General features: G+C 73.9%; 17 protein-coding genes. 3 read left to right on the forward strand and 14 right to left on the reverse strand.

The annotated features are described in order from the left end of the window. Nucleotides 1–14: 14 nt before the first annotated feature. From SGA01_RS15175 to SGA01_RS15200, 6 genes are all read right to left on the reverse strand, one after another. Complete coding sequence (locus SGA01_RS15175; RefSeq protein ID WP_141297027.1) at nt 15–803, reverse strand: ABC transporter ATP-binding protein; 789 nt, start codon at nt 801–803, stop codon at nt 15–17. Next, nucleotides 800–1690 (reverse strand): ABC transporter permease, encoded by an 891-nt coding sequence (locus tag SGA01_RS15180; protein ID WP_174867317.1) that lies wholly within the window; start codon nt 1688–1690, stop codon nt 800–802. The genes SGA01_RS15175 and SGA01_RS15180 overlap by 4 nt, the downstream gene beginning before the upstream one ends. Then, a complete protein-coding gene (locus SGA01_RS15185) occupies nt 1687–3057 on the reverse strand; it encodes an ABC transporter substrate-binding protein (protein WP_141297028.1) in 1371 nt (456 codons plus the stop codon). The genes SGA01_RS15180 and SGA01_RS15185 overlap by 4 nt, the downstream gene beginning before the upstream one ends. A gap of 14 nt (nt 3058–3071) precedes the next feature. Then, nucleotides 3072–3299 carry a 4Fe-4S dicluster domain-containing protein gene (locus tag SGA01_RS15190; protein WP_141297029.1) on the reverse strand — a complete coding sequence of 76 codons (228 nt, stop codon included), beginning with the start codon at nt 3297–3299 and terminating at the stop codon, nt 3072–3074. 69 nt (nt 3300–3368) lie between these two features. Next, nucleotides 3369–4136 carry a GntR family transcriptional regulator gene (locus SGA01_RS15195; protein ID WP_141297030.1) on the reverse strand — a complete coding sequence of 256 codons (768 nt, stop codon included), beginning with the start codon at nt 4134–4136 and terminating at the stop codon, nt 3369–3371. Between the two features lie 173 nt (nt 4137–4309). Then, nucleotides 4310–5248, reverse strand: coding sequence for a helix-turn-helix domain-containing protein (locus tag SGA01_RS15200; RefSeq protein WP_141297031.1), 939 nt, complete (start codon nt 5246–5248; stop codon nt 4310–4312). 121 nt (nt 5249–5369) lie between these two features. On the opposite strand from SGA01_RS15200, the gene SGA01_RS15205 reads away from it, so the two are divergent. Beyond that, entirely contained in the window at nt 5370–7073 is a 1704-nt protein-coding gene (locus tag SGA01_RS15205) for an alpha/beta fold hydrolase (protein ID WP_141297032.1), read from the forward strand. Nucleotides 7074–7090: 17 nt separating this feature from the next. Here SGA01_RS15205 and SGA01_RS15210 read toward each other — a convergent pair whose 3' ends face one another. The 5 genes from SGA01_RS15210 to SGA01_RS15230 are packed head-to-tail and all read right to left on the reverse strand — an operon-like array spanning nt 7091 to nt 12366. After that, the gene (locus SGA01_RS15210; protein WP_229918459.1) at nt 7091–7903 is read right to left on the reverse strand and encodes an ABC transporter ATP-binding protein; all 813 of its coding nucleotides are present in this window, start codon (nt 7901–7903) and stop codon (nt 7091–7093) included. Further along, nucleotides 7900–8904 (reverse strand): ABC transporter ATP-binding protein, encoded by a 1005-nt coding sequence (locus tag SGA01_RS15215; RefSeq protein WP_141297033.1) that lies wholly within the window; start codon nt 8902–8904, stop codon nt 7900–7902. The genes SGA01_RS15210 and SGA01_RS15215 overlap by 4 nt, the downstream gene beginning before the upstream one ends. A 5-nt stretch (nt 8905–8909) precedes the next feature. Next, a complete protein-coding gene (locus SGA01_RS15220) occupies nt 8910–9779 on the reverse strand; it encodes an ABC transporter permease (protein WP_141297034.1) in 870 nt (289 codons plus the stop codon). After that, entirely contained in the window at nt 9776–10729 is a 954-nt protein-coding gene (locus SGA01_RS15225) for an ABC transporter permease (protein ID WP_141297035.1), read from the reverse strand. The genes SGA01_RS15220 and SGA01_RS15225 overlap by 4 nt, the downstream gene beginning before the upstream one ends. Then, a complete protein-coding gene (locus SGA01_RS15230) occupies nt 10729–12366 on the reverse strand; it encodes an ABC transporter substrate-binding protein (protein WP_141297036.1) in 1638 nt (545 codons plus the stop codon). The genes SGA01_RS15225 and SGA01_RS15230 overlap by 1 nt, the downstream gene beginning before the upstream one ends. Before the next feature lie 131 nt (nt 12367–12497). Between SGA01_RS15230 and SGA01_RS15235 the strand changes: the two genes are divergently transcribed. Next, entirely contained in the window at nt 12498–13556 is a 1059-nt protein-coding gene (locus tag SGA01_RS15235) for a LacI family DNA-binding transcriptional regulator (RefSeq protein ID WP_141297037.1), read from the forward strand. A gap of 12 nt (nt 13557–13568) precedes the next feature. Here the strand turns inward: SGA01_RS15235 and SGA01_RS15240 are convergent, their stop codons facing one another. Then, nucleotides 13569–15203, reverse strand: a complete 1635-nt coding sequence (locus SGA01_RS15240) for an amidohydrolase (protein ID WP_141297038.1) — start codon at nt 15201–15203, stop codon at nt 13569–13571. A gap of 95 nt (nt 15204–15298) precedes the next feature. On the opposite strand from SGA01_RS15240, the gene SGA01_RS15245 reads away from it, so the two are divergent. Further along, nucleotides 15299–16012, forward strand: coding sequence for a TetR/AcrR family transcriptional regulator (locus SGA01_RS15245; protein WP_141297039.1), 714 nt, complete (start codon nt 15299–15301; stop codon nt 16010–16012). A gap of 117 nt (nt 16013–16129) precedes the next feature. Here the strand turns inward: SGA01_RS15245 and SGA01_RS15250 are convergent, their stop codons facing one another. Both SGA01_RS15250 and SGA01_RS15255 read right to left on the reverse strand, forming a co-directional pair. Then, nucleotides 16130–17476, reverse strand: a complete 1347-nt coding sequence (locus SGA01_RS15250; RefSeq protein ID WP_141297040.1) for a circularly permuted type 2 ATP-grasp protein — start codon at nt 17474–17476, stop codon at nt 16130–16132. A 63-nt stretch (nt 17477–17539) separates the two neighbouring features. Further along, nucleotides 17540–21241 carry a choice-of-anchor D domain-containing protein gene (locus SGA01_RS15255; protein WP_141297041.1) on the reverse strand — a complete coding sequence of 1234 codons (3702 nt, stop codon included), beginning with the start codon at nt 21239–21241 and terminating at the stop codon, nt 17540–17542. Nucleotides 21242–21332 lie beyond the last annotated feature (91 nt).

Genomic DNA, 21332 nt, shown 5'->3' on the forward strand with positions numbered 1-21332 from the left:
TTTCGGAGGGACTGTCAGAGGGAGTCGAGGACGCGGCGGCGCAGCGCGGCCGTGGCCGGTGCGTGGCGGGCGTCCCGCGACCGCGGGTGCGGCACGTCCAGGACCTCCCCGGACGCGAACAGGACGACCCGGTCGCCCAGATGGAGGGCCTCGTCCACGTCGTGCGTGACGAAGACGACGGTCGCGCCCGTGCCGCGCAGGATCTCCACGAGCAGGTCCTGCATCCCGGCGCGCGTGTGCGCGTCGAGCGCGCCGAACGGCTCGTCCATCAGGACCGTGCGGGGGCGGCCGGCCAGCGCACGGGCCAGCTGGACGCGCTGCCGCTGCCCGCCGGACAGCTGGTGCGGCAGCTTCCGCGCGTGCCCGGCGAGCCCGACCCGCTCCAGCCACTCCTCCGCCGCGCGCCGCCGCTCGGGGCGGGGGACCCGGCGGATCGCCAGCGGCAGCTCCACATTGGCGCGGACCGAGCGCCACGGCAGCAGGGCGTCGTGCTGGAAGACCAGCGCCCGGTCCGCGCCCGGCCGGATGATCGGCTCCCCGTCCTGGGTGGCCCGCCCGGCCAGCGGGGGCAGCAGCCCGGCGAGGGTGCGCAGCAGCGTCGTCTTCCCGCAGCCGGAGGGACCGACCACGGTCAGCAGCTCGCCGGGCGGGATCCGCAGCCCGGCGGGCGCGGCCACCTCCACACCGCCCGGGTGCCCGAGCAGCACGCCGTGCAGGGCGAGTTCGGCGCCGGTCTGCGGGGCGGGTTCAGCGCCGTAGCGCGGGTTCGTCGTCGTATCGGTGGACGGGCTCACGGCGCTCATGACACGGGCTCCTTCTCCCCCAAGGGGGCGGGTGAGGGCGAGGCGGCGGGGGTGCGCCGGAGGGCCGAGGCGGCCGGGGCGGCGCCGCCCGTCGCGCGGACGGGGCCGGCCGCCCCGCGTGCGACCGGGCGCGGGAGCCAGGCGGTGACGCGGCGGCCGAGCACCTCGACCGCGGTGGAGGTGAGCCAGCCGAGGACGCCGATGGTGGCCATGCCGACGAACACCCCCGGGTAGTCGACGACCGTGTAGTCCTGCCAGGTGCGGTAGCCGACCCCGTACTCGCCGGAGATCATCTCGGCCGAGATCACACAGATCCACGAGACCCCGATGCCGACCGAAAGACCGCCGAAGATCCCCGGCAGGGAGCCCGGCAGCACCACGGAGAACAGCACCCGGAGCCGGCCGCCGCCCATGGTCAGCACGGCCTCCTCCCACACCGGGCCGAGCGCGGCCACCGCGTGCCGGGTCGACACGAGCACGGGGAAGAACGCCGCGGTGAAGGTGATGAAGACGATGCCCTGCTCGGTGGTCGGCAGGAGCAGGATCGCCACCGGCACCAGCGCGATGGCCGGCACCGGCCGGGCCACCTCCACCAGCGGGCCGAGCAGGTCGGCGGCCCACCGGGACCGGGCGACGGCCGTCCCGGCCGCCACCCCCAGCACCGCGGCGAGGAGGAAGCCCACCACGATCCGGCGCAGGCTGCTGCCGAGGTCCTGCCAGTACACGTCGGTGCCGAGCCGGTCGGCGAGCGCCGAAGCCACCTCGCCGACCGTGGGGAACTGCTCGAACCGCAGCCACAGCGTGACGTCCAGCGCGGTCAGCAGCTGCCACACCCCGAGGGCCGCGGCGAGCGAGGCGACCCGCAGCAGCCGGCGGCCCGCGCTCACGACGCCGCCTTCAGCGCGTCCGCGTACCCGACGATCCGGGCACCGGGGTGAGCGGAGACGTACCGCTCGGCGCCCGAGCGGGTGACGAAGGCCCGCGGTCCCGAACCGTCCGTGACCCAGACCGCCCGGTCGGCGAACCACAGCGTCCCGGTCACCGCGTCCGGCACGTACGCCGCCCGCACCCGGTCACCGCCGCCCGCCGCCCCGACCGCCTTGAGGAGCTCCCCGGGCGTCGCGAACGACCGGGTGGTGCCCTGCCCCTTCAGCCACAGCTCGGACCGGGCGGCGTCCGCCTTCGGGTACGCGGCGTCCTTGACCGCCCGCCGCAGCGGCGCCGGATCGACGAACGCGTCCACGTCGACGCCCTTCACCAGACCGGCGTCCTTCAGCACCGACACGTCGTCCTTCAGCGCCGCGATCAGCTCCGGGCGGAGGGCCGGGTCGAAGGTGGCGATGCCCTCGGCGCCGTTGTAGAGGTAGACCACCTCGGCGGGGAGGCCGGTCTCCTTCGCCACCGACTCGGCCGCGGCGACGGGCCGCGCCCGCAGCTCGTCCGTCGCCCGCCGCTGGGCCCGCAGGAAGTCGTCGAGGACCCCGGGCCGCCGCTGCGCGAAGCCCTCCCGGACGGTCACGCCGTGGAAGGTCGGCAGGTTCAGCTCGGCCCCGTCGTACAGGGCGGTGGCCTTGCCCTGGAAGGCGAGGAGACCCGGCCAGGCGACGAACTGCGACAGCGCGTCGACACTGCCCGCGGTCAGTGCCGAAGCACCCACGCTGGGCTGCTGGTTGAGCTTCTCCACGTCCTTGGCCGGGTCGATCCCCGCCCGCCGGAGGGCCCGGACGAGGGTGCCGTCGGCCGCCGAACCGACGCTGGTGGACACCTTCTTGCCCCGCAGGTCGTCGAGCGAGCGGAGCGGTGAACCGGGCGCCGTCACCACGGTGTTGAGCCCGCCCCGCGGGTTGTAGCCGGTCACCGAGACCAGCCGGGTCCGCTCCTTGAGCTCGACCCCGCGAGCCGCGTTGATCAGCAGCGGGAAGTCGCCCATCGAGCCGATGTCGATCTTCCCGGCGGTCATCTGCGCGGTGATCGGGGCCCCGGTCGCGTAGTCCTGCCAGGCCACCCGGTAGGTGACGCCGTCCCGCTTCCCGCGCGCCGCGAGCTCCTCCTCGAAGTAGCCGAGGGAGCGCAGCAGGGTGCCGGCGGTGACGGTGTTGATGGTCTTCGACTGGTAGCCGACGGTCACCGTGACCGTCTTCGCGTCACCCTCGCCGTCCGCGCCGGCGGAGCCGCCGCAGGCGGTGGCCAGCGGCAGCAGGAGAGCGAGCGGAAGGGCGAGCGGGAGGAAGGGGAGGGATCTCTTGCCGTTCATGGGAGTTCGGCCTTTCACCGGAGCAGGTAGGGCATGTTGACGGTCACCGCGCCGGTGGGACACCGCGCGGCGCACGGGCCGCAGTACCAGCACTCGTCCACGTGCATGTACGCCTTGCCGTTGTCCTCGCGGATCGCGAGCGAGTCGAGCGGACACATGTCGACGCAGAGCGTGCAGCCGTCGACGCACTTCGACTCGTCGATGGTCACGGGCACGTCGGCGCGCTGGGGGACGAGAGGCACGGCTGTCTCCAGGAAGGGGGTACGGGAAGGGGAGGTGAAGGAGAAGAGGTAGGGGCAGGGGAGGGCGGGTCAGAGCGAGCGGCGGAGGACGCCGCTCATGGTGATGCGGTCGCCGCGGAAGCGGATGAACTCCAGGTCCACCGGCCGCCCGTCGGGAAGGTGGGTGAGCCGCTCCAGCATCAGGACGGCCGCCCCGCGCGGCGCCTGGAGCACCGCCGCCGAATGGGCGTCGGCGTTGACGGCCTCCAGGGTGATCTCGGCGTGCCCCAGCGGGCCGCCCGTCAGCTGCTCCAGGAGCCGGAACACATCCGTGTTCTCCAGGTCGCAGCCCAGCAGTTCGGCGCCGATGTCCATCGGCAGGTAGGACAGGTCCAGGGAGAGCGGCAGTCCGTTCAGCCGGCGCAGCCGCTCGACGCAGAGCACGTCCGCATGCTCGGGCAGGCCGAGCCGATGGGCCACCGGACCCGGCGCTCCGACCGGCCCGACGGTACGGACCTCGTTGGTGACCCTGCCGTGTTCGTGCAGGGTCTCGGCCAGCCCCTGGAGGCGCTCCAGGCCGTGCGGGAACTTCTCGCACACGACCACCGTGCCGACCCCCGGCTGCCGGGCGACGATCTGCTCGCCGCGCAGCAGGTCCAGGGCCTGCCGCACGGTGTTCCGGCTGGCCCGGAAGTCGGCGGCGAGCGCGTCCTCGAGAGGCAGGACCCCGTCGGGGAAGCCGCCCGCCAGGATCTGGTGGCGCAGCACGTCGGCGAGCTGCCGTGCCCGGTCCGCCCGCAGACGCCGACGGCGGGCGGCGGCGAGCGGGAGGGCGGCGGAGGCGGGTTCGGCTGGCATGCCACGGAACGTAGCGGGGGACCGGCCCCGGTGGTGTTGCCGCAGTATTGCGCCACCTGACGGCCCCTCCGTACGCCTCTGACCTGCGGCGACGGCGGAAGCCTGGCGAGATCCGCCACCTGGCCGCCCAGGTCGTGGACAGCAGAAGCCCACGATGTGGATGACCGACCCCGTCAGACCGCCCCGGCATCGACCTCGGCGTGCAGGGCGACGGAGAGGTGATGGTGGAGGGCGCCGAGGACCGGCTCGTCCGGGGCGAAGAGGCCGGTGGCGAGCTTCCAGTAGCGGTGGATCACGGGACCGCCGCTCCGCGCGAGCACACCGACGAGACGGCGGCGGAAGGCCGGCGTGTCCCGTACGCCGCTCGCGCGGGCGTAGGCGGACACGAAGCAGTCCAGCGCCCCGCCGGCCCCCGGGCGCAGGCCGGCGCGCTCCTGGGAGGACGCCAGCGCGTACGCCTCGGCCAGCCCCTCGTACAGCACCACCGGCCGGTACTCCCCGTCCGGCAGCGGCGGCGCCGGACGGAACTCCGGGCGGTCGAGGCGCGGATCGGTGACCAGCTCGTGCAGCCGGGCGAAGGCCAGCACCTGCGCGGGGCTCGGCTCCCGCGGGGGCCGCGGCACCACGGAGTCGAGGACCGTCGCCACGGTACGGCCCGGCAGCCGCACCGGCAGCGTCCGCCGCCAGAACCGCGCCAGGGCGGCCGTGTCGGGCGGCGCGGCCACGGCACCGACCAGCCGAAGCCGCTCGGCGCGCTCCCCGGCCGGGCAGTCCTTGAGCAGCAGCAGGGACGCCTCGCGCCAGCGCAGCGCGGCGATTCGGGAGTCCACCTCGCGCAACTGCTCCGAGACGGCCTCCTCCAAGGCCTCGTCCAGAGCCTCGTCCCGGTCGAGCACCCGCTCCACCTCCGGCACGGGCACGTCGAGGGCGCGCAGCGAACGGATGAGCCGCAGACGGTCGAGCGCCTCGGGACCGTAGCGCCGGTGCCCACCGGAGCTGCGCCCCGTCTCGGGCAGCAGCCCGCGGTCGGAGTAGAAACGCACGGTCTTCACGGTGGCCCCCGCCCGCTCGGCGAGTTCCCCGATGCTCCACAACCCGTCGTCGTACGGCACGAGTCGAACCCTATGCCGGTGGCGCTGCCGGGGGACGGCCCGGGCCTTCCCTTGAATCTCCCCCGAGGGGAGTTCCTAGCGTGGCCGCGACGCATCGCCCAGCAGTCACAAGGAGACGATCATGACGGCGTTCGTGCTGGTGTCCGGCCCCTTCACCAGGGGCTGGGTGTGGGAGGAGACGGTCCGCGGGCTCCGCGCGGCGGGCGCGGAGGCGTACCCGGTGACGCTCACCGGCATGGGCGGCCGGCGAGACGACGCCGGATCCGGTACGGACCTGGGGACGCACGTGGCGGACCTGGTGCGGCTCGTCGACGGGATCGCCACGACCGACGTCGTCCTCGTCGGGCACGGCTACGGCCTCCATCCGGTCCTCGGCGCCGCCGACCGGCGACCGGAGCGCGTGGCCCGGATCGTCGCCCTCGACACGGCGCTCCCGCAGGACGGGGAGGCCGCCGTGCGCTCCGTACCCGACCCGGAGGTCCGGGCGTGGCTGGCCGACCCGGCGGGGCCGGGCGCGGACGGCGGGCCCGTGCCGCCGCCGGCGCGCGGCGGTTGGCCGCGCTGGGGCAGTACCGAGGGCGTCCCCGCCGAGGCGCTGGACCGCCTGGAGCGGCTCGCCGCCCCGCAGCCGGCGGGTACGCTCACGCGGCCCCTGCGCCTGACCGGCGCGGCCTCCGCCCTGCCGGTCACCGGCGTCCTGTGCACCGGCAACGGGTCGAGCATCGACCTGGTCGAGATGCTGGTGGAGTCGGGCCCGCCGCAGTTCCGGGCGCTCGCCGACGCCAGGGTGTGCTTCCTCGAACTGGCCACCGGGCACTGGCCGATGCTCTCCGCCCCCGGGGAGCTCGCGGCGACGCTGCTGCGCGCGGCGGCGGGCGAGGGCCACCGGGTGAAGGCCCCGGAGCGCGCTCCCGAAGGCTCCGACGAGCGGGCCGACGGAAGCGCCGGCCAGCGAACCGACGGAAGCGCCGACGAGCCGACCGACGGGACCGCCGGCCGGCGAACCGACGGAAGCGCCGACGAGCCGACCGACGGGACCGCCGGCCCGCGCGCCGACGGAAGCGTCGACGAGCGCGCCCACGCAGCCGAAGTCCCGACGCACCTCCTGCCGTTCCTCCTCGACCCGCCGGAGGCACCGCGCGAACGGCGGGGACGGGTCGACCTCCACCTGCCGGATGCCGACGTCCTCGGGGGCCGTCCCCGGCCGGCCGTGGTCTTCGTCCACGGCGGACCGATCGCCCCCGACCGGCGGCCCACCCCGCGCGACTCGCCGCTCTTTCTCGGATACGGCCGCTACGCGGCGAGCCTCGGCGTCGTCGGCGTGACCGTGGACCACCGGCTGCACGGCCTCGCCGACTATCCGCGGGCCGCCGAGGACCTCGCCGAGGCCGTCGGACTCGTCCGCGCCGACCCGCGCGTGGACGGGGACCGCGTCGCCCTCTGGTTCTTCTCCACCGGCGGGCTGCTCGCGGCGGACTGGCTCGCCGCGCCACCGCCGTGGCTCCGGTGCGTGGCGGCGAACTACCCCGCCTTCGCGCCGCTGCCCGGCTGGGGCGGGGTGGAGGCCCGCTTCCGCCCTGTCGACGTCCTCGGTCCGGAGTCGGCCGCGGTGCCCGTCGTCCTCACCCGGGCCGGACGCGAACACCCCGCCTTCGCGGCGACCGTCCAGGACTTCCTGGACGCCGCCGCGGAGAACGGGGTGGAGGTCGACCTCGTCGACGTACCGCTGGGTCACCACGGCTTCGAACTGACCGACCCGACCGACGCCTCCCGCGCCGCCGTGGAACGGGCGATGCGCTCCGTCCTCCGGCGGCTGCGGGCCTGATCCGGGCTCGCGCCCGGTCAGAGAGTCGTCGCGAAGCCGCCGCGCCGGGGCACCGAGTCCAGGAGGAGCCGGGTGTACGGGTGTTCCGGGGACTCCAGCACGCGCGAGGTCGAGCCGGCCTCCACGACCTGCCCGGACTTGAGGACCATCACCTCGTCCGCGATGTGCCGCACCACGGCCAGGTCGTGGGTGACGAACAGGTAGCCGATGCCCGAGTCGCGGCGGATCGTGGCCAGGAGTTCGAGGATCTGCGCCTGGATCGACACGTCGAGCGCGGCGACCGCCTCGTCGAGGACGAGGACCCGGGGCTGCACGGCCAGGGCGCGGGCGATCGCCACGCGCTGCCGCTGCCCGCCGGAGAGCCCGCGGGGCAGCGCCGAGGCCTCGCGGCTGCCGAGTCCGACCTGGTCCAGGAGCTCCGAGACCCGGGCGGCGCGGGCGGCTGTGTCGAGCCCGGTGTGGAGGCGGAGGACCTCGTCCAGGCAGCCGGAGACGCTGATCCGGGGGTCGAGCGAGAGGTACGGGTCCTGGAAGACCATCTGGATCTCGCGGGCCCTGGCGAGCCGTTCCGCCCGGCCCCGGGGGAGCGCGGAACGGTCCCGGCCGTCCAGCCGTACGGTGCCGCCGTCCGGGCGCTCCAGACCGACGAGCATCCGGACCGTGGTGGTCTTGCCGCTGCCGGATTCACCGACGATCGCGAGGGAGGAGCCGGGTGCCAGGGTGAAGGACACACCGTCGACGGCCGTGTGGTCGCCGTACTGCTTCCGCAGACCCTCGACGACGAGGCCCTCGACGGCCGGTGCCTTCGTTGCGGAGGCGGAGACGGTCACAGCATGATCCCTTCGTCGGCGCGGTGGCAGGCGGCGAGTCCGTCGCCGTGCCGGGCGAGGACCGGCTTCTCCTGGGAGCAGCGCGGCACGGCGTGGGCGCAGCGCGCGGCGAAGGCGCAGCCCGGCGGCGTCTCGGCCAGGGAGACGGGCCGTCCCGGGATGGGCCGGGGCGCGGGGGCGCCCGGTTCGATGCTCGGCGTGCAGCCGAGCAGGCCGGCCGTGTACGGGTGCCGGGGCCGGTCGAAGAGCTCGTCCGTGCCCCGTGTCTCCACGATCCGGCCCGCGTACATCACGTACACGCGGTCGCAGACGGCGGCGGCCAGTTCGAGGTCGTGGGTGACGAAGAGCATGCCCGTGCCGCGCTCGGCCCGCAGACGGGTCAGGATCCGGATGATCTCCGCCTGGGTGGTGACGTCCAGGGCGGTCGTCGGCTCGTCGGCGACGATCAGCTCGGGCTCGGAGGCGAGCGCCGCGGCGATGACCACGCGCTGGAGCATGCCGCCGGAGAACTCGTGCGGCCGACGGCGCAGGGCGCCCTTCGGATCGCGGATGCCGACCGCTTCGAGCAGCTCCAGGGCCCGCGCGGTCGCCACTGCGGGCGGCGTGCCGACGGCGCGCAGCCCCTCGGTGAGGAAGTCGCCGACGCGGCGGAGCGGGTTCACGGAGGCCCGCGGGTCCTGGAAGACCATGGAGACCCGCCGGGCCCGCAGTGCGGCCAGCTCCGTGCGGTTCATGGAGAGCACGTCCCGGCCCGCGACCCGGACCTCGCCGGTCGTGCGGGCGCCGCCGGGCAGCAGTCCGAGGACGCTGCGGCAGGCCACCGACTTGCCGGAGCCGGACTCGCCGACCAGACCGACGCTCTCCCCGGCCCCGACGCGCAGGCTGACGCCGTCCAGGATCGGCCGCCCGGCGCGCCCCTCGGGGAGCCGGACGTCGAGGCCGTCGATCTCCAGGACCGGAGTCGTGCCGCTGTGGCGGTCGGTGCCGCTGTGTTCCTTCATGCCGTTCACCGCTCACGCTTCGCGATCCGGTCGGCGAGACCCTCGCCGACGATGCCGAACGCCACCACGGCGAGCACGATGCACGCGGAGGGCGCGAGGGCGGGCAGCATCGCCCCCTGCTGGACGGCCGACTGGCCTTCGTTGATCATGGCGCCCCAGTCGGCGGTCGGCGGCTGCACGCCGAAGCCGAGGAAGGAGAGCGCCGCGAGGTCCATCAGCGCGTACCCGAAGTTCATCGCGGACTGGGCGAAGACCGTCGGGGCGATGTTCGGCAGCAGGTGACGCAGGCAGACGGTCCAGCCGGACCAGCCCTGCACCCGGTACGCCTCGATGTACGGGCGGGCCTTCTCCTGGCGCGCGATGCCGCGCACCAGACGGCCCACGTACGGGGTGTACGCCACGGCCATGGCGATCACCGGCGCGGTCATCCCGGAGCCGACGACGGTCACGAGCAGGATGGCGAGGAGCAGCCCGGGGATCGCGAAGACCATGTCCATCGAGCGGGACAGGACCGTGTCCGCCCAGCCGCCGCGCCAGGCCGCCACGACACCGATCAGGGTGCCGAGGAGGGTGGAGACGGCGACGACGAGCAGCGGTCCGAGGAGACCGGTGCGGGCGCCGTAGAGCAGTCGGGACAGGACGTCCCGCCCGGACTGGTCGGTGCCGAGGAGATGGTCGGCGCTCGTCCCGACGAGGCTCGACGAGAGGTCGAGGGCCTCGGGGTCGTACGGGGCGAGTACGGGGGCGAGCGCGGCGACCAGGACGAGGGCGACGAGCACCGCGACCGAGACGGTGAAGAGGGGGCCCTGGCCGAGGACGCGCAGCCGGCGGAGGCCGGGCCTGCGGTACGGCACCGTGGAGGTGGTGGTGGTCATGAGGAGCCTTCCCCGTGGAGCGACAGCCGGGGGTCGATGAGGGGCGCGAGCAGGTCGACGAGGAGGTTCACGAGGACGAACGCGGCCACGCTGAGCAGGGTGATCGCCTGCACGACCGAGAAGTCCTGGGCCGTCACCGACGACACCAGCAGGGAGCCGAGGCCGGGCACGTCGAAGGCCGTCTCGACGATCGAGGTGCTGATGAGGAGTCCGGCGAGCATCGTGCCGCCGACGGTGACGACGGGCCCGAGGGCGTTGCGCAGGACGTGCCGGCGGACCACGGTCCGGCCCGCTACGCCACGCGCCCTCGCCACCTCGACGTGCTCCCGGCCGAGTTCGTCGAGCATCGCCGAGCGGGTGACCCGGGCGAGCAGTCCCGCGAAGGTCAGCGCGAGGGCGAAGGCCGGCAGGGTCAGGTGGTAGAGCTGCTGCGAGAGGCCCACCGGGGTGCCGCCGGGACCGGGGAACCAGCCCAGCTGCACCGAGAACAGCGACACGAGCGCGATCGCGGTCACGAAGGACGGGGTCGCCGTGGCGACACCGGTGCCGATGAGCACCGTCCGGTCCAGCGGACCGGGGCGCAGCGCGGCGAGGATCCCGGAGCCCACGCCGATGAGGGCGACGAGCAGCGCCGCGTATCCGACGAGCAGGGCCGTGCCGGGCAGCCGGGAGGCGATGAGGTCGGCCACGTCCTGGTGGAACTGGGCGGAGGTGCCGAAGTCGCCGGTGAGGACGCCGCCGAGCCACTTCGCGTACTGGACGGCCAGCGGGTCGTCCAGGTGGTACTGGGTGCGCAGGGCCGCCACGGCCTCGGGCGTCGCGGGGCGGCCGTGGAGCAGGAAGGTCACCGGGTCGCCGGGGGCCAGATGGATGGCGCCGAAGACCACGAGCGAGGTCACGAACAGCACCGCCACCAGCCCGAGGAGCCGGCCGACGAGGTATCGGGTCATTACTTCGCGGCCCCGATCGTCGCGGCCCACGGGTAGTAGAGCTGGGCGATGCCGGTGGGGGCACCGGTGACGCGCTTGCCGAGGAAGACCGAGTAGGGGGCCTCGTACACGGGGATGATCGGCAGCTCGCGCAGCGCGATCTTCTGGAGCTCGGCGGTCCGCTCGGCGCGCTTGGCCGGGTCGGGCTCCGAGTTGGCCCGGTCGAAGGCGACGTCGTACTCGGCGTTCGACCAGTTGCCGTAGTTCCCGAAGTCCCCGGTGCGGAGGTACTGGTAGAACTCCAGCGGGTCGGGGGTGTTGTCGTAGCCGTTGGTGATGACCAGGTCGAGCCCGGTGCGCGCGTTGGGGTCGACGAAGATGCTGCTGTACGCCTCGGGTGCGACGGACTTCAGCTTGACGTCGAGGCCGATCTGGCGGCCGGCGGCCTGCACGGCGTTGGCGACGACGCTGATCTCGGGAGCGAGCGTGCTGGTGACCAGGGTGACGGTGCGGCCGGTCGCCCCGGCGTCCTGGACGAGCTTCTTCGCCGCCGCGACGTCGTAGGCCGGCTCGGGCAGCGTGTCGTAGAGCGAGGCGGTCTTCTCCGGGGCCAGGGCCCAGGCGCCGCGTGCGGCGGGAGCCTTCGCGGGGACGCCGACTCCGCCGGCCGCGGCCTTGATGATGTTCTTGCGGTCGAGGGCCATGGAGAGGGCCTGGCGCACCTTGAGGTTGCCGAGGGCGCCGTGGAAGTCGAGGACGGCGAGGTTCGAGGCGGCGGTGTTGGGGCCGAAGAGGAGCGAGCCCTTGCCGCTGGACCGCAGCTGCTCGAACGAGGACGAGGGCACCATGTAGCCGCCGTCGGCGGTGCCGGACTTGAGGGCATTGGAGCGGGCCGCCGAGTCCTCGATGAAGGTGAACTTCACGGAGTCCGACTTGGGGGCGAGCTTCGCGTCCCAGTAGGCGGCGTGCTTCTTGAGGGTGATGCCCGCGCCCTGGTCCCAGGAGTCGAGGGCGAAGGGGCCGGTGCAGTTCACACCACCCTTGGGGGTGCCGTAGTCCTTGCCGGCCTTGGCCAGGTAGGCGGCGCTCTCGATGGTGCCGGGGGAGGCGGCCATCAGCTCGTGCAGCAGGACGTCGGCCTTGCCGAGGCGGAGGGTGACCTCCAGCGGACCGGTCTTCTCGATCGCGTCGACGTTCTTGAACACCGAGCCCCAGGGCGAGCCGGTCTTCGGGTCCATCTGGCGCTTGAGGGAGGCCACGACGTCGTCGGCGGTCATCGTCGTGCCGTCGTGGAACTTCACCCCGGAGCGGAGGGTGTACACCAGCGTGCGCGGATCGGGCTGCTTGTACGCCACCGCGAGACCGGGCTCGACCTTCATGTCGGGCGTGACCCGGAACAGCTGCTCGCAGACGTTGGCGAGGACGGTGTTCGGCGGGTAGTCGTACGCCAGGGCGTAGTCGAGCGTGTACGGCTCGGCGTACAGGGACCAGGTGAACGAGTCCAGGGTGCCCTTCGCGGGCGGCGAGGTCGGGCTGACCTCGTAGCCGGCCCCGCCGCCGGGAGCGGCCTGGGGCTTGGTGGCGCCGGAGCAGGCGGCGGTCGTGGCCGCGAGGGCGGCGGTACAGGTGAGGAGCGCGATGGTTCTCGGCATGCGCATGCAGACCCACCCCTTTACGGGTGTAGTGACGGGCGCTGGGGGGTTGGAGCGAGTATTAATGCGGGAACGTTCCCGCACAAGGTCCTGCGGGAACGGTTTTGCAAAGGTCAGGAGGGTGGCACCATCGCTCCATGACCCATGGATCACGGCACGGCGGGCAGCCCTCTTCACCCACCCCGCGCGTCCGCCTCGTCGACGTCGCCCGCGAGGCGGGCCTGTCCAAGACGACCGTCTCGGCGGCTCTCAACGACACCGGAAGGCTCTCTCCCGCCGTACGGGAGAAAGCCCGCGAGACCGCGCGCAGAATGGGCTATCGGCCCAATGCCACCGCGCGTCAACTACGCGCGGGGCGAGCCAAGTTGATCGGATACGTGGTCGGGGAGGCGGTCGACGCCCGCTCGGTCTTCCTGGAGTCGCCCTACTTCGCCCGGCTGACCGGTGCCACGGCGGCGACCGCGCTGCGACGCGGTTACGCCATGGTCCTGCTGCCCGCCGGATCCCTGCAGAGCGAGTGGGCCGACCTGCCGCTCGACGCCGTCGTCGTGACCGACCCCGATGCCGACGACCGGATCGTCGACGACGTGCTCGCCGCCGGGATCCCCGTCTTCAGCGACCGCTCCGTGGAGGGACGGCCCGGGGCGTACTGGGTGGACGTCGACACCGAGGCCGCCGTGCGCTCCGCCCTGGACCACTTCCACGAGCAGGGCGCCCGCAGGCCCGTCCTCGTCGTGCCCGACAGCACCACCCGCTTCCACACCGAGGTCTTCGCCGCCCACCGGGAGTGGTGCGCCGAGCACGGCCTGCCGGAGCGGGTCGTCCGTGTCGGGGAAGCCGGCAACGGACCGGTGGTCCGCGCCGTCGAGACCGCCCTGACGGGAGACCCGGCGGGGAGGCGACCGGACGCACTGCTCGTCGTCGCCGAGGCGAGTCCGCCCCTCGTCCTGGCGGCGGCCCGCCGCCACGGCTACGACGTACCCGGCGATCTGCTCCTCGCCTGCGTGAGCGAGGACGTCACGGCCGAGCACACCGAGCCGCCCGTGACCACCCTGAGCCTGCGGCCCGAGGCGATCGCGGAGGCGGGCATCGAGCACCTGGTGAGGGTCCTGGAGCAGGGCGGCCGGGAGCCGGCCGGGACGCTCGTCCCGACCCGCCTCGACGTACGGGCCTCCTCGGTGCGGCAGCACGGCTGACCTCGGGCCCGGTCAGCTCGCGTGCACGAGCCTGCCGCCGACGTAGGTCCGTTCCACGCGGGCCTGGCCGATCTCCTCCGGCGGGGCCGTGAGGATGTCGCGGTCCAGGACCACGAGGTCGGCGAGGTTCCCGGCGCGCAGGCTGCCCGCGTCGTCGTGACCGTTCACATGGGCGGTGCCGGCGGTGTAGGCGGCCAGCGCGGTCGCGAGGTCGAGACGCTGCTCGGGGTAGAAGACCGGCGCGTCGGTCGCCGCGGGGTCCCGGCGGTTCACGGCCACGTGGATGCCCTCGATCGGGTCGGGGCTGCTCACGGGCCAGTCGCTGCCGGCGGCGAGCGTGGCCCCGGCGCGGACGAGATCGCCGAAGGGGTACTGCCAGGCGGCGCGCTCCGCACCGAGGAACGGGATCGTCAGCTCGTCCATCTGCGGCTCGTGGGCCGCCCACAGGGGCTGGATGTTGGCGATGGCGCCGAGCGCGGCGAAGCGGGTGAGGTCGTCGGGGTGGACGACCTGGAGGTGGGCGAGGTGGTGGCGGTTGCCACGGCGCCCGTTGGCGACCACGGCGGCCTCGACCGCGTCGAGGGCCTCACGGACCGCCCGGTCGCCCAGGGCGTGGAAGTGGACTTGGAAGTCCAGGGCGTCGAGCTCGGTCACGTACCCGCGCAGGGCCTCGGGATCGACGAAGCTCAGCCCGGAGTTGGCGGTGGCGCAGCCGCAGCCGTCCAGGTAGGGGCTGGTCATGGCGGCGGTGAAGTTCTCCGCGACACCGTCCTGCATGATCTTGACGGACGTCGCACGGAAGCGGCCGGCGTTCAGCTTCTCGCGCCGCGCCACCAGCTCCGGGATCTGCTCGGCACCGCGCTCGCGGTCCCACCAGAGCGCTCCGGTCACCCGGGCGGTGAGCGTGCCGTCCAGTGCGGCGGTCAGGTAGGCGCCGGACGGGTCGGGCTGTCCGTGGAACTCGCCGAGCATCGCGTCCTGCCACCCGGTGATTCCGAGGGAGTGCAGCAGCGACTGGGCGCGGTGGAGCCCGGCGAGGCGGTCCGCTTCCGTGCTCGGCGGCACCAGGTGGCCGACGAGTCCGGTGGCGCCCTCCTGGAGCATGCCGCTGGGGGTGCCGTCCGGCTCCCGCTCGATGCGGCCGTCCGCGGGGTCGGGGGTGTCGGCGGTGATCCCGGCGAGTTCGAGCGCCCGCGTGTTGGCCCAGGCGCCGTGGTGGTCACGGTTCGACAGCAGGACGGGCCGGTCGGGGACGATCGCGTCGAGCAGCTGCCGGGTCGGCAGCCCGCCCTCGAAGCTCTCCATCGACCAGCCGCCGCCGGTGATCCACTCACGGTCCGGATGCGCGTCCGCGTACGCGCGGATGATCCGCAGGTAGTCGTCGACGCCGACCGTCTCGGTCAGGTCGCACTGGGCCAGTTCCGATCCGGCGAAGACCGCGTGGATGTGGGCGTCCTGGAAGCCGGGGATCAGGAGCTTCCCCGTCAGGTCGACGACCTCGGTGTCCGGGCCGATGAGCTCGCGCACCTCGTCGTGGCCGACGGCGGCGATCCGGTCGCCGATGACGGCGAGCGAGGTCGCCCGGGTGCGGGCCGGGTCCACCGTGAAGACGGGGCCGCGGGTGAAGACCAGATCGGCCTTGGCCATGCGAGTGCTCCAGAACGTGAGGCGGCGGGTGGTTGGGCGCTATGGAAGCGGCAAGGCTGTTTACACGTCAATGGTGTTGACGTAAGGTCCCGGCCATGTCCGAAAGAGTGGTCCCCGAAGACAGCCGGCAGCGTCGCCGCCCCACCAAGCAGGGCGCCGTCCTCTCGGAGCAGCTGATCGTCGAGACGGCGCTCCGCCTCGTCGCCCAGCACGGCGCCGACGCCCTCTCGGTACGGAGGCTCGGAGCCGCGCTCGGCGCCGACCCCAGCGCGCTGTACCGCTACTTCCGGAACACCGACGCGCTCCTCCTCGCGATCGCCGACGAGCTCATCGGGCGGGCGCAGGACGGCTGGAGGGCGACGGGCGACTGGCGGACGGACCTGCGCTCGATGGGCCTGCGGATCCACGCCATCTACGTCGCGCATCCCCAGGCCGCCGTCCTCGGCGCGTACCGCACGACCGGCCGCCCCCACGAGACCCGGGCGGTCGAGCGGATCCTCGGCATCCTCCGCTCCGCGGGCTTCCCCGACGCCCTCGCCGTGCGGATCTACCACGCCTTCGTCGACCAGGCCCTCGCCTTCGCCGCCCAGGACGCCGCGGCGAAGGCCCTCCCGCCCGCCGCCCGGGAGGGGGACGAGCAGGTCTGGCAGTCGGTGTACGGTCGACTGTCGCCGGACACCCATCCGAACATCGCCGCGACGTTCCCCCTCCTCGCCGCCGACATGCGGGACAGCGGCTACCCCTTCGCCCTGGACCTGACGCTGGGCGCGGCCGCGGCACTCCTGTCCCAGGAGGCCCCGCGCGCGTAACGCCACGCTCCCCGCCGCCGTCGCCGTCGGCCACGGCTGCGGGCTGCGCGGCACGACAGGGAGGCCAGGGCCTGGAAGAAGGACGGAACGCCCTGACGCCTCCCCGCCGGGCGCCCGTCAGGGCTGGGAGAACACACCGACCATGCGCGTGCCCGGATTGCTGCTCAGGCCGACGATCGCACCCCCGTCGGCCCGGTTCGCCCGCGCGTGCGTCCCGGCGTACCCGTCGTCGGTGAGGAAGACCCCCAGGACCGCGATCCAGTCCTCGACGGCCCCCGTCGCCGGGTCGTAGACGGGCTCGGCGCGCGGGACGACCCGCTCCTGCGCCACGTAGCCGCCGTGCTCGACCGCGACGGCCAGCGCCGCCCGCCACTCGGCTTCCGTGCTCTCCCAGCCGACGAACGTGTCCAGACCGCCGTAGCCGGCTCCGGGCTTGAGGATCAGTTCCTCCCGCCGCTCACGGCAGAGGTCCACGATCTCCGCGACCCCGGCCGGCCCCGCGCCGCTGACCGTGCGGCTCCACGGCAGCAGACGCTCGACCAGGGCCCGCTCGTCCGCGTCGAACGCGGCGCTCCACCGGGGGTCGGTGAGCAGCGAGAGCGCGCTCTTGTTTCCGTAGAAGCCGCTCTCCAGGGTGGTGAACAGCACGGTCCTGCCCGCCTCGTGGGCGCGGAAGAAGGGCTCCGCCACCTCCGGCCCCGCCGGATCCTCCAGGAGCTGGCCGGCCGCGAAGTTCCGCACCACGAGGTCGAGCGGCGTCCCGTCGAGGGTCAGCTTGCCGTCGGCCCGGGTGCGTACGTCCCCGACCTCGCCGATCCGCAGGTCGAGACCCTGCGCGGCCATCGCCTCCTGCGTCGCGACCATCATCCGGCCGTACGCGGCGACCCCGCCGCGCCCCTCGATCAGGCCGACCACCGGCTCCGCGCCGCCCGACAGCGCGGGCTTCGCCCGCTCCCGCAGCACCGCCGCCATCCGGGCCCCGATGTCGACGTGACCGAGCCCGTGCTCCCGCGCGAACGCCCCGAACTCCGGTACGTCCAGCAGGCCTTGGTTGAAGACGGCCAGCTCCAGACCGCCCACCTCGCTGCCGAGGTTGAACTCCAGGAGCTTGTACGAGGTGCCGTCGTGGTACGCGTCGGCGCGGCCCAGCCGGTCGGGCACCCCGGATCCGCCCCGGCGGAGCAGCGACACGAGCCGGGGGTCGATCCCGATGGCCGCCCCGTACCGCTCCATGTCACCGTCGAAGAGCCGCCGCGGCAGCGACACGAGGAGGTCGAAGAGACCCCCCAGGTCCCGAGCGAAGGCCTCCGTCTCCGCGGCGCCCACGAACCAGGGCCGGGGCAGCAGGTACGACCGCCAGGCCTTCTCGAAGCCCGGGGGGAACTCGGCCCGGGCGACGGCCTCGCCGAGGCCGCCGTTCCCGCGCAGGCACTCGTCCACGAATATCCGGCTCAGTTCGGTCATCTGTATCGCTCGCCTCACGAAGTGATCGGTTACGTGCTCCGAAAGGCGGACAGGGTATCCCGCTCAGTAGCCCACGCGGACCCCCGTGATCACATGACGGTCCGTCAGGCTGCCGGTCGCTCCGCCGAATCCGACCAGGACGTTCTTCGGCAGCGGCACCGCCACGTCGATCACCTGCACCCCGTCGACGAGGACGAGGAGCCGCCCGGCGGCGGTCACGTTCACGTCGACCACATGACTGCCCGTACGCAGCGCGGGGGCGGCGGTCGAGGTCGCCGCGTACCGCAGGGTGGACGCCGAGCCGCTCGTGGCCACACCGACGAAGTTCGACGAGGGCTCGCCGGGGTTGCGGTAGGTGTCCAGGGCGACGGCCACCCCGGGCAGCCCGCTGTAACCGAGTCCGCCGCCCCCGAAGCCCAGCGCCGTCGGGGTGGTCCGGGCCGCGTCGAGGAGCATCAGGGCGAGCCCGTCGGCGCCGGTGCCGCCCGAGAGCGTCGCCGTGAAGCGGGCCCGCAGCCGGGCCGACGGCACCGCCGTGGCCTGGACGGCCGAGCCCTTGACGTAAGCCTGGGCCGGGTTGAGGACGAGGCTCGCGCCGGACAGCGCGGCGCTGCCGTTGTACGTCCAGCCGTTCGGGCCCGGCGGCGGCAGCGCGTACGAGGGAGAGGTGATCGCCGCGCCCCGCACGGCGTGGATGTCGGTCAGGCCCCCCGTCCCGCCCGTGAAGGCGAGCAGGGCCGCCGGGGGCAGCGAGGCCACCGTCGTCTGCAGCCGCTGGGTGCCGTCGACGGAGACCGTGACCGTCTTGCCGGTGACCGAGACGGCGACCGTGTGGGTGCCCGCACGCAGGTTCGGGACGCTCGACGTCGTCGCCGCGTAGGTGAGGGCCGAGCCGCTGCCGCCGGTCGCGACACCGACGAAGTTGGCCGACGGGTCCCCGGTGTTGCGGTAGGTGTCGAAGGCGACGGCCACACCCGGGAGCCCGGCGTAGCCCAGGCCGCCGCCGCCGACGCCGAGCGCGGTGGGAGTCGTCGCGGCCGGGTCGAGGAGGGCGAAGGTGAGCCCGTCGGCGCCGCTGCCGCCGCCGATCACCGTGGTGAACGAGGCCTTGAGGCCGTCGGTGAGCACGGGGACGGGCCAGACCGCCGAACCCCGCTGGTACGCGCTCGCCTGCGTGAGCTGGAGGTCGTTGCCGGAGATCCCGGCGGCGCCGTTGAGCCGCCAGCCGCCCGCGCCCGGCGAGGGCACGGTCACCCCGGTGCCCGCCACCCCGGTACCGGTCAGCGACTCGTTGCGCGGACCCCGGCCGTCGTCCGAGGTCAGCTCGTACGCGGCCGTCACCGCCCCGATCGAGGTGGGCGAGAAGGTCACGGCCTGATGGACCACGTCCTCCGGGCCGAGGACCTGGCCCTCGCTGATCGGGTTCGTGACGTGGAAGGGGGCCGCGGGCGGTTTCGCCTTGGTGATGGTGAGCGGGATGTTGCCGGTGTTGCTGATGTCGAAGGTCCTGGTGACCGACTGACCGACCTTCACCTCGCCGAAGGACGTCGAGGTGGGCGTGACCGTGAGCTCCGCGCTCCCCGTCACCGCCGTGCCGGTCACGGCCACGGACGCCGTGCCGTTCGCACCGCTCACGGACAGCGTTCCCGTGTGCTCCCCGGCGGTGGTCGGGGCGTACGCCACCTGCACGGTGACGGACTGCCGGGGCCGCACGACCGTACCGACGGCCGGCGGGTCCTCCGCGCCGAAGGGAGCGCCGGGAACGCTCACCGCGGAGATGGTCTCGTCGGCCGTCCCCGTGTTCGTGAACGTCACACCGAGCGTCTTGCTCGTGCTGGTCGGCACCGTGCCGAAGTCCAGCGCGCCCGGCGAGGCGAGGAGCCCCGGCCGGGTGCCGTACCCCGTGAGCCCGAGCGCGCTGTCGCCGAGGTCGGTCGCGAAGGTCAGCGCCGAGGTGTCCGGTCCGGGCGCCGTGGGGGAGAACGTCACCCGCGCGGTGTGCGTCTCGCCCGCCCGCAGCGTGCGCGGCAGCCCGGCCGAGGTCGCGGTGAACGGACCGCCCGCCGGGGTGCTCACCCCCGTGATCGTCACGTCCCGGGTCGCCCTGACCGTGGCCGTGACGGACCCCGCCGCCCCGACCGCCACCTCGCCCACGTCGACCGGCTCACCGGTCAGCGCGGTGTTGGCCGGCCGCCCGAAGGCCAGCACGTGCCCGTCCCGCGTGCCCACGTAGATCCGTCCGCCGTCGGTCGCGGGCACGGCGAACTTCGACGCCACCCCGATCGGCGCCGACCAGCGCAGCCGCAGCGCCCCGTTCACCGGCACGGCGTCGTACGCCCGCAGCTGCCCGTTCGCACCGTTCGCCCCGTCCGACGCGACCGCCCACACGAGCGCCGACCCCGGATTCGTCCCCGTCGAGGTCACGACAGGGGAGCCCGAGGTGTACCCGAACCGCTGCGCGCTGCTCCCCGTGTTGGTGAGGACCGGGAGACCCGAGCCGCTGAGCCCGTACGCGAAGGCCCGCAGCGGGCCGCCGCTGCCGATCGTGTAGACGTAGCCGCCCTGCCCGCCGTACACGGCGGGATGCCCCCAGACACCCTCGTACGGACCGAAGGCGCCGAGCACCTTGTCGGTGCCGCCCGGCCCCTGACTCCGGCCGCCGAGGTCGTCCCGGTCGAGCAGGAACAGCCGCCCGTCCTTGCCGATCTGGACGAGCAGCCGCGGATGCCGGCTGGTGCCGAACACCGGACCCGGCAGGGCCACGGGACCGCCCGAGCCCAGGTCGGTGTCGTTCAGGTCGAGCTGGGAGGCGTTGGCGGGACTGAAGAAGTCCTGCGCCGACATCGTCCCGTCGCTGTTCACCCCGAGCCGGACCACCGACTCCGCGAGCTGACCCGGCGGCTGACTGCCCGGGCCCGGTGCCGGCGAGACGCCGTTGCCCGTCGTGAAGAGGATCCGGCCGGGCCCGTCGGAGACCAGACCCCCGCCGCTCATCCAGATCCCGGCCATGCCGTTGGCGGAGGAGTCCTCGGTGGCCCACAGCGTCGTCCGGCGCGTCGTGGTGCTCACGCCCATGACGTACCCGACGTACGGCCCCCGGTCGCAGTGCGAGGCGAAGGACGCGTAGACGGAACCGCCCATGAGCAGCAGCCCCGGCCGCTGCCCCGCCGTGTACGGGTTGAACGCCCGCCCCGGATCGTTCACCGGCGCGCCCGCCACCTTCACCGGCCAGCCCGCGCGCTCCGCGCCGGTCACCGGGTCCAGGGCGTGCACGTACCAGTTGGGGTGCTGGACGTCCGGCCCGTCGTTCACCTTGGACGTCAGGTACACGGCGTCGCTCGCCGGGTCGTACACCGGCGTGGCCGTCACCCCGATGTTCGGCACCAGGTCCCCGCAGCTGATCGCCGAGGCGGGCCAGGGCGCGCCGAGGTCCTTGGTCCAGCCGATCGCCCCGGTGGCCGCGTCGATCCCGTACACCTTGTTGTTCTCGGTGGCCGCGACGAGCGTGCGCCCGACGACCAGCGGCTGCGCGTACACCTGTCCGTCGACGGTGGTCGAGAACTGGAGGCCGAAGTCCGAGCTGGACACCTGGTCGGGGGCGAGCCCGGGCTCGTCCTGGTCCCAGCCGGTCCGCAGGTCGTCGTGGGAGATCGTGGTCTGGTCGGCGGGGAGCGCACCGCGCACCGCCGGAGTCCAGGCGCCGGCCCCACCCACCACCAGGCACATCGTCAGCAGTCGGGCGATCGCCCTGCGTCGGCCGGCCATCTCTCCCCCTTCACCTGGTCGAGCGGGTGCGGAGACCGGGGCGCTCCGCCGGGGCCATCGTGAACCGGCGTCGGAGGGGGAGCGGGTCGCC

The sequence above is a fragment of the Streptomyces gardneri genome (assembly GCF_006539185.1).
Lineage (GTDB): Bacteria > Actinomycetota > Actinomycetes > Streptomycetales > Streptomycetaceae > Streptomyces > Streptomyces gardneri.

What these genes read in the sequence shown, in the direction of transcription:
- SGA01_RS15175 (WP_141297027.1), bottom strand. Translation starts at nt 803, where the DNA reads ATGAGCGCCGTGAGCCCGTCCACCGATACGACGACGAACCCGCGCTAC.
- SGA01_RS15185 (WP_141297028.1), bottom strand. Translation starts at nt 3,057, where the DNA reads ATGAACGGCAAGAGATCCCTCCCCTTCCTCCCGCTCGCCCTTCCGCTC.
- SGA01_RS15195 (WP_141297030.1), bottom strand. Translation starts at nt 4,136, where the DNA reads ATGCCAGCCGAACCCGCCTCCGCCGCCCTCCCGCTCGCCGCCGCCCGC.
- SGA01_RS15205 (WP_141297032.1), top strand. Translation starts at nt 5,370, where the DNA reads ATGACGGCGTTCGTGCTGGTGTCCGGCCCCTTCACCAGGGGCTGGGTG.
- SGA01_RS15215 (WP_141297033.1), bottom strand. Translation starts at nt 8,904, where the DNA reads ATGAAGGAACACAGCGGCACCGACCGCCACAGCGGCACGACTCCGGTC.
- SGA01_RS15220 (WP_141297034.1), bottom strand. Translation starts at nt 9,779, where the DNA reads ATGACCACCACCACCTCCACGGTGCCGTACCGCAGGCCCGGCCTCCGC.
- SGA01_RS15225 (WP_141297035.1), bottom strand. Translation starts at nt 10,729, where the DNA reads ATGACCCGATACCTCGTCGGCCGGCTCCTCGGGCTGGTGGCGGTGCTG.
- SGA01_RS15230 (WP_141297036.1), bottom strand. Translation starts at nt 12,366, where the DNA reads ATGCGCATGCCGAGAACCATCGCGCTCCTCACCTGTACCGCCGCCCTC.
- SGA01_RS15235 (WP_141297037.1), top strand. Translation starts at nt 12,498, where the DNA reads ATGACCCATGGATCACGGCACGGCGGGCAGCCCTCTTCACCCACCCCG.
- SGA01_RS15240 (WP_141297038.1), bottom strand. Translation starts at nt 15,203, where the DNA reads ATGGCCAAGGCCGATCTGGTCTTCACCCGCGGCCCCGTCTTCACGGTG.
- SGA01_RS15245 (WP_141297039.1), top strand. Translation starts at nt 15,299, where the DNA reads ATGTCCGAAAGAGTGGTCCCCGAAGACAGCCGGCAGCGTCGCCGCCCC.
- SGA01_RS15250 (WP_141297040.1), bottom strand. Translation starts at nt 17,476, where the DNA reads ATGACCGAACTGAGCCGGATATTCGTGGACGAGTGCCTGCGCGGGAAC.
- SGA01_RS15255 (WP_141297041.1), bottom strand. Translation starts at nt 21,241, where the DNA reads ATGGCCGGCCGACGCAGGGCGATCGCCCGACTGCTGACGATGTGCCTG.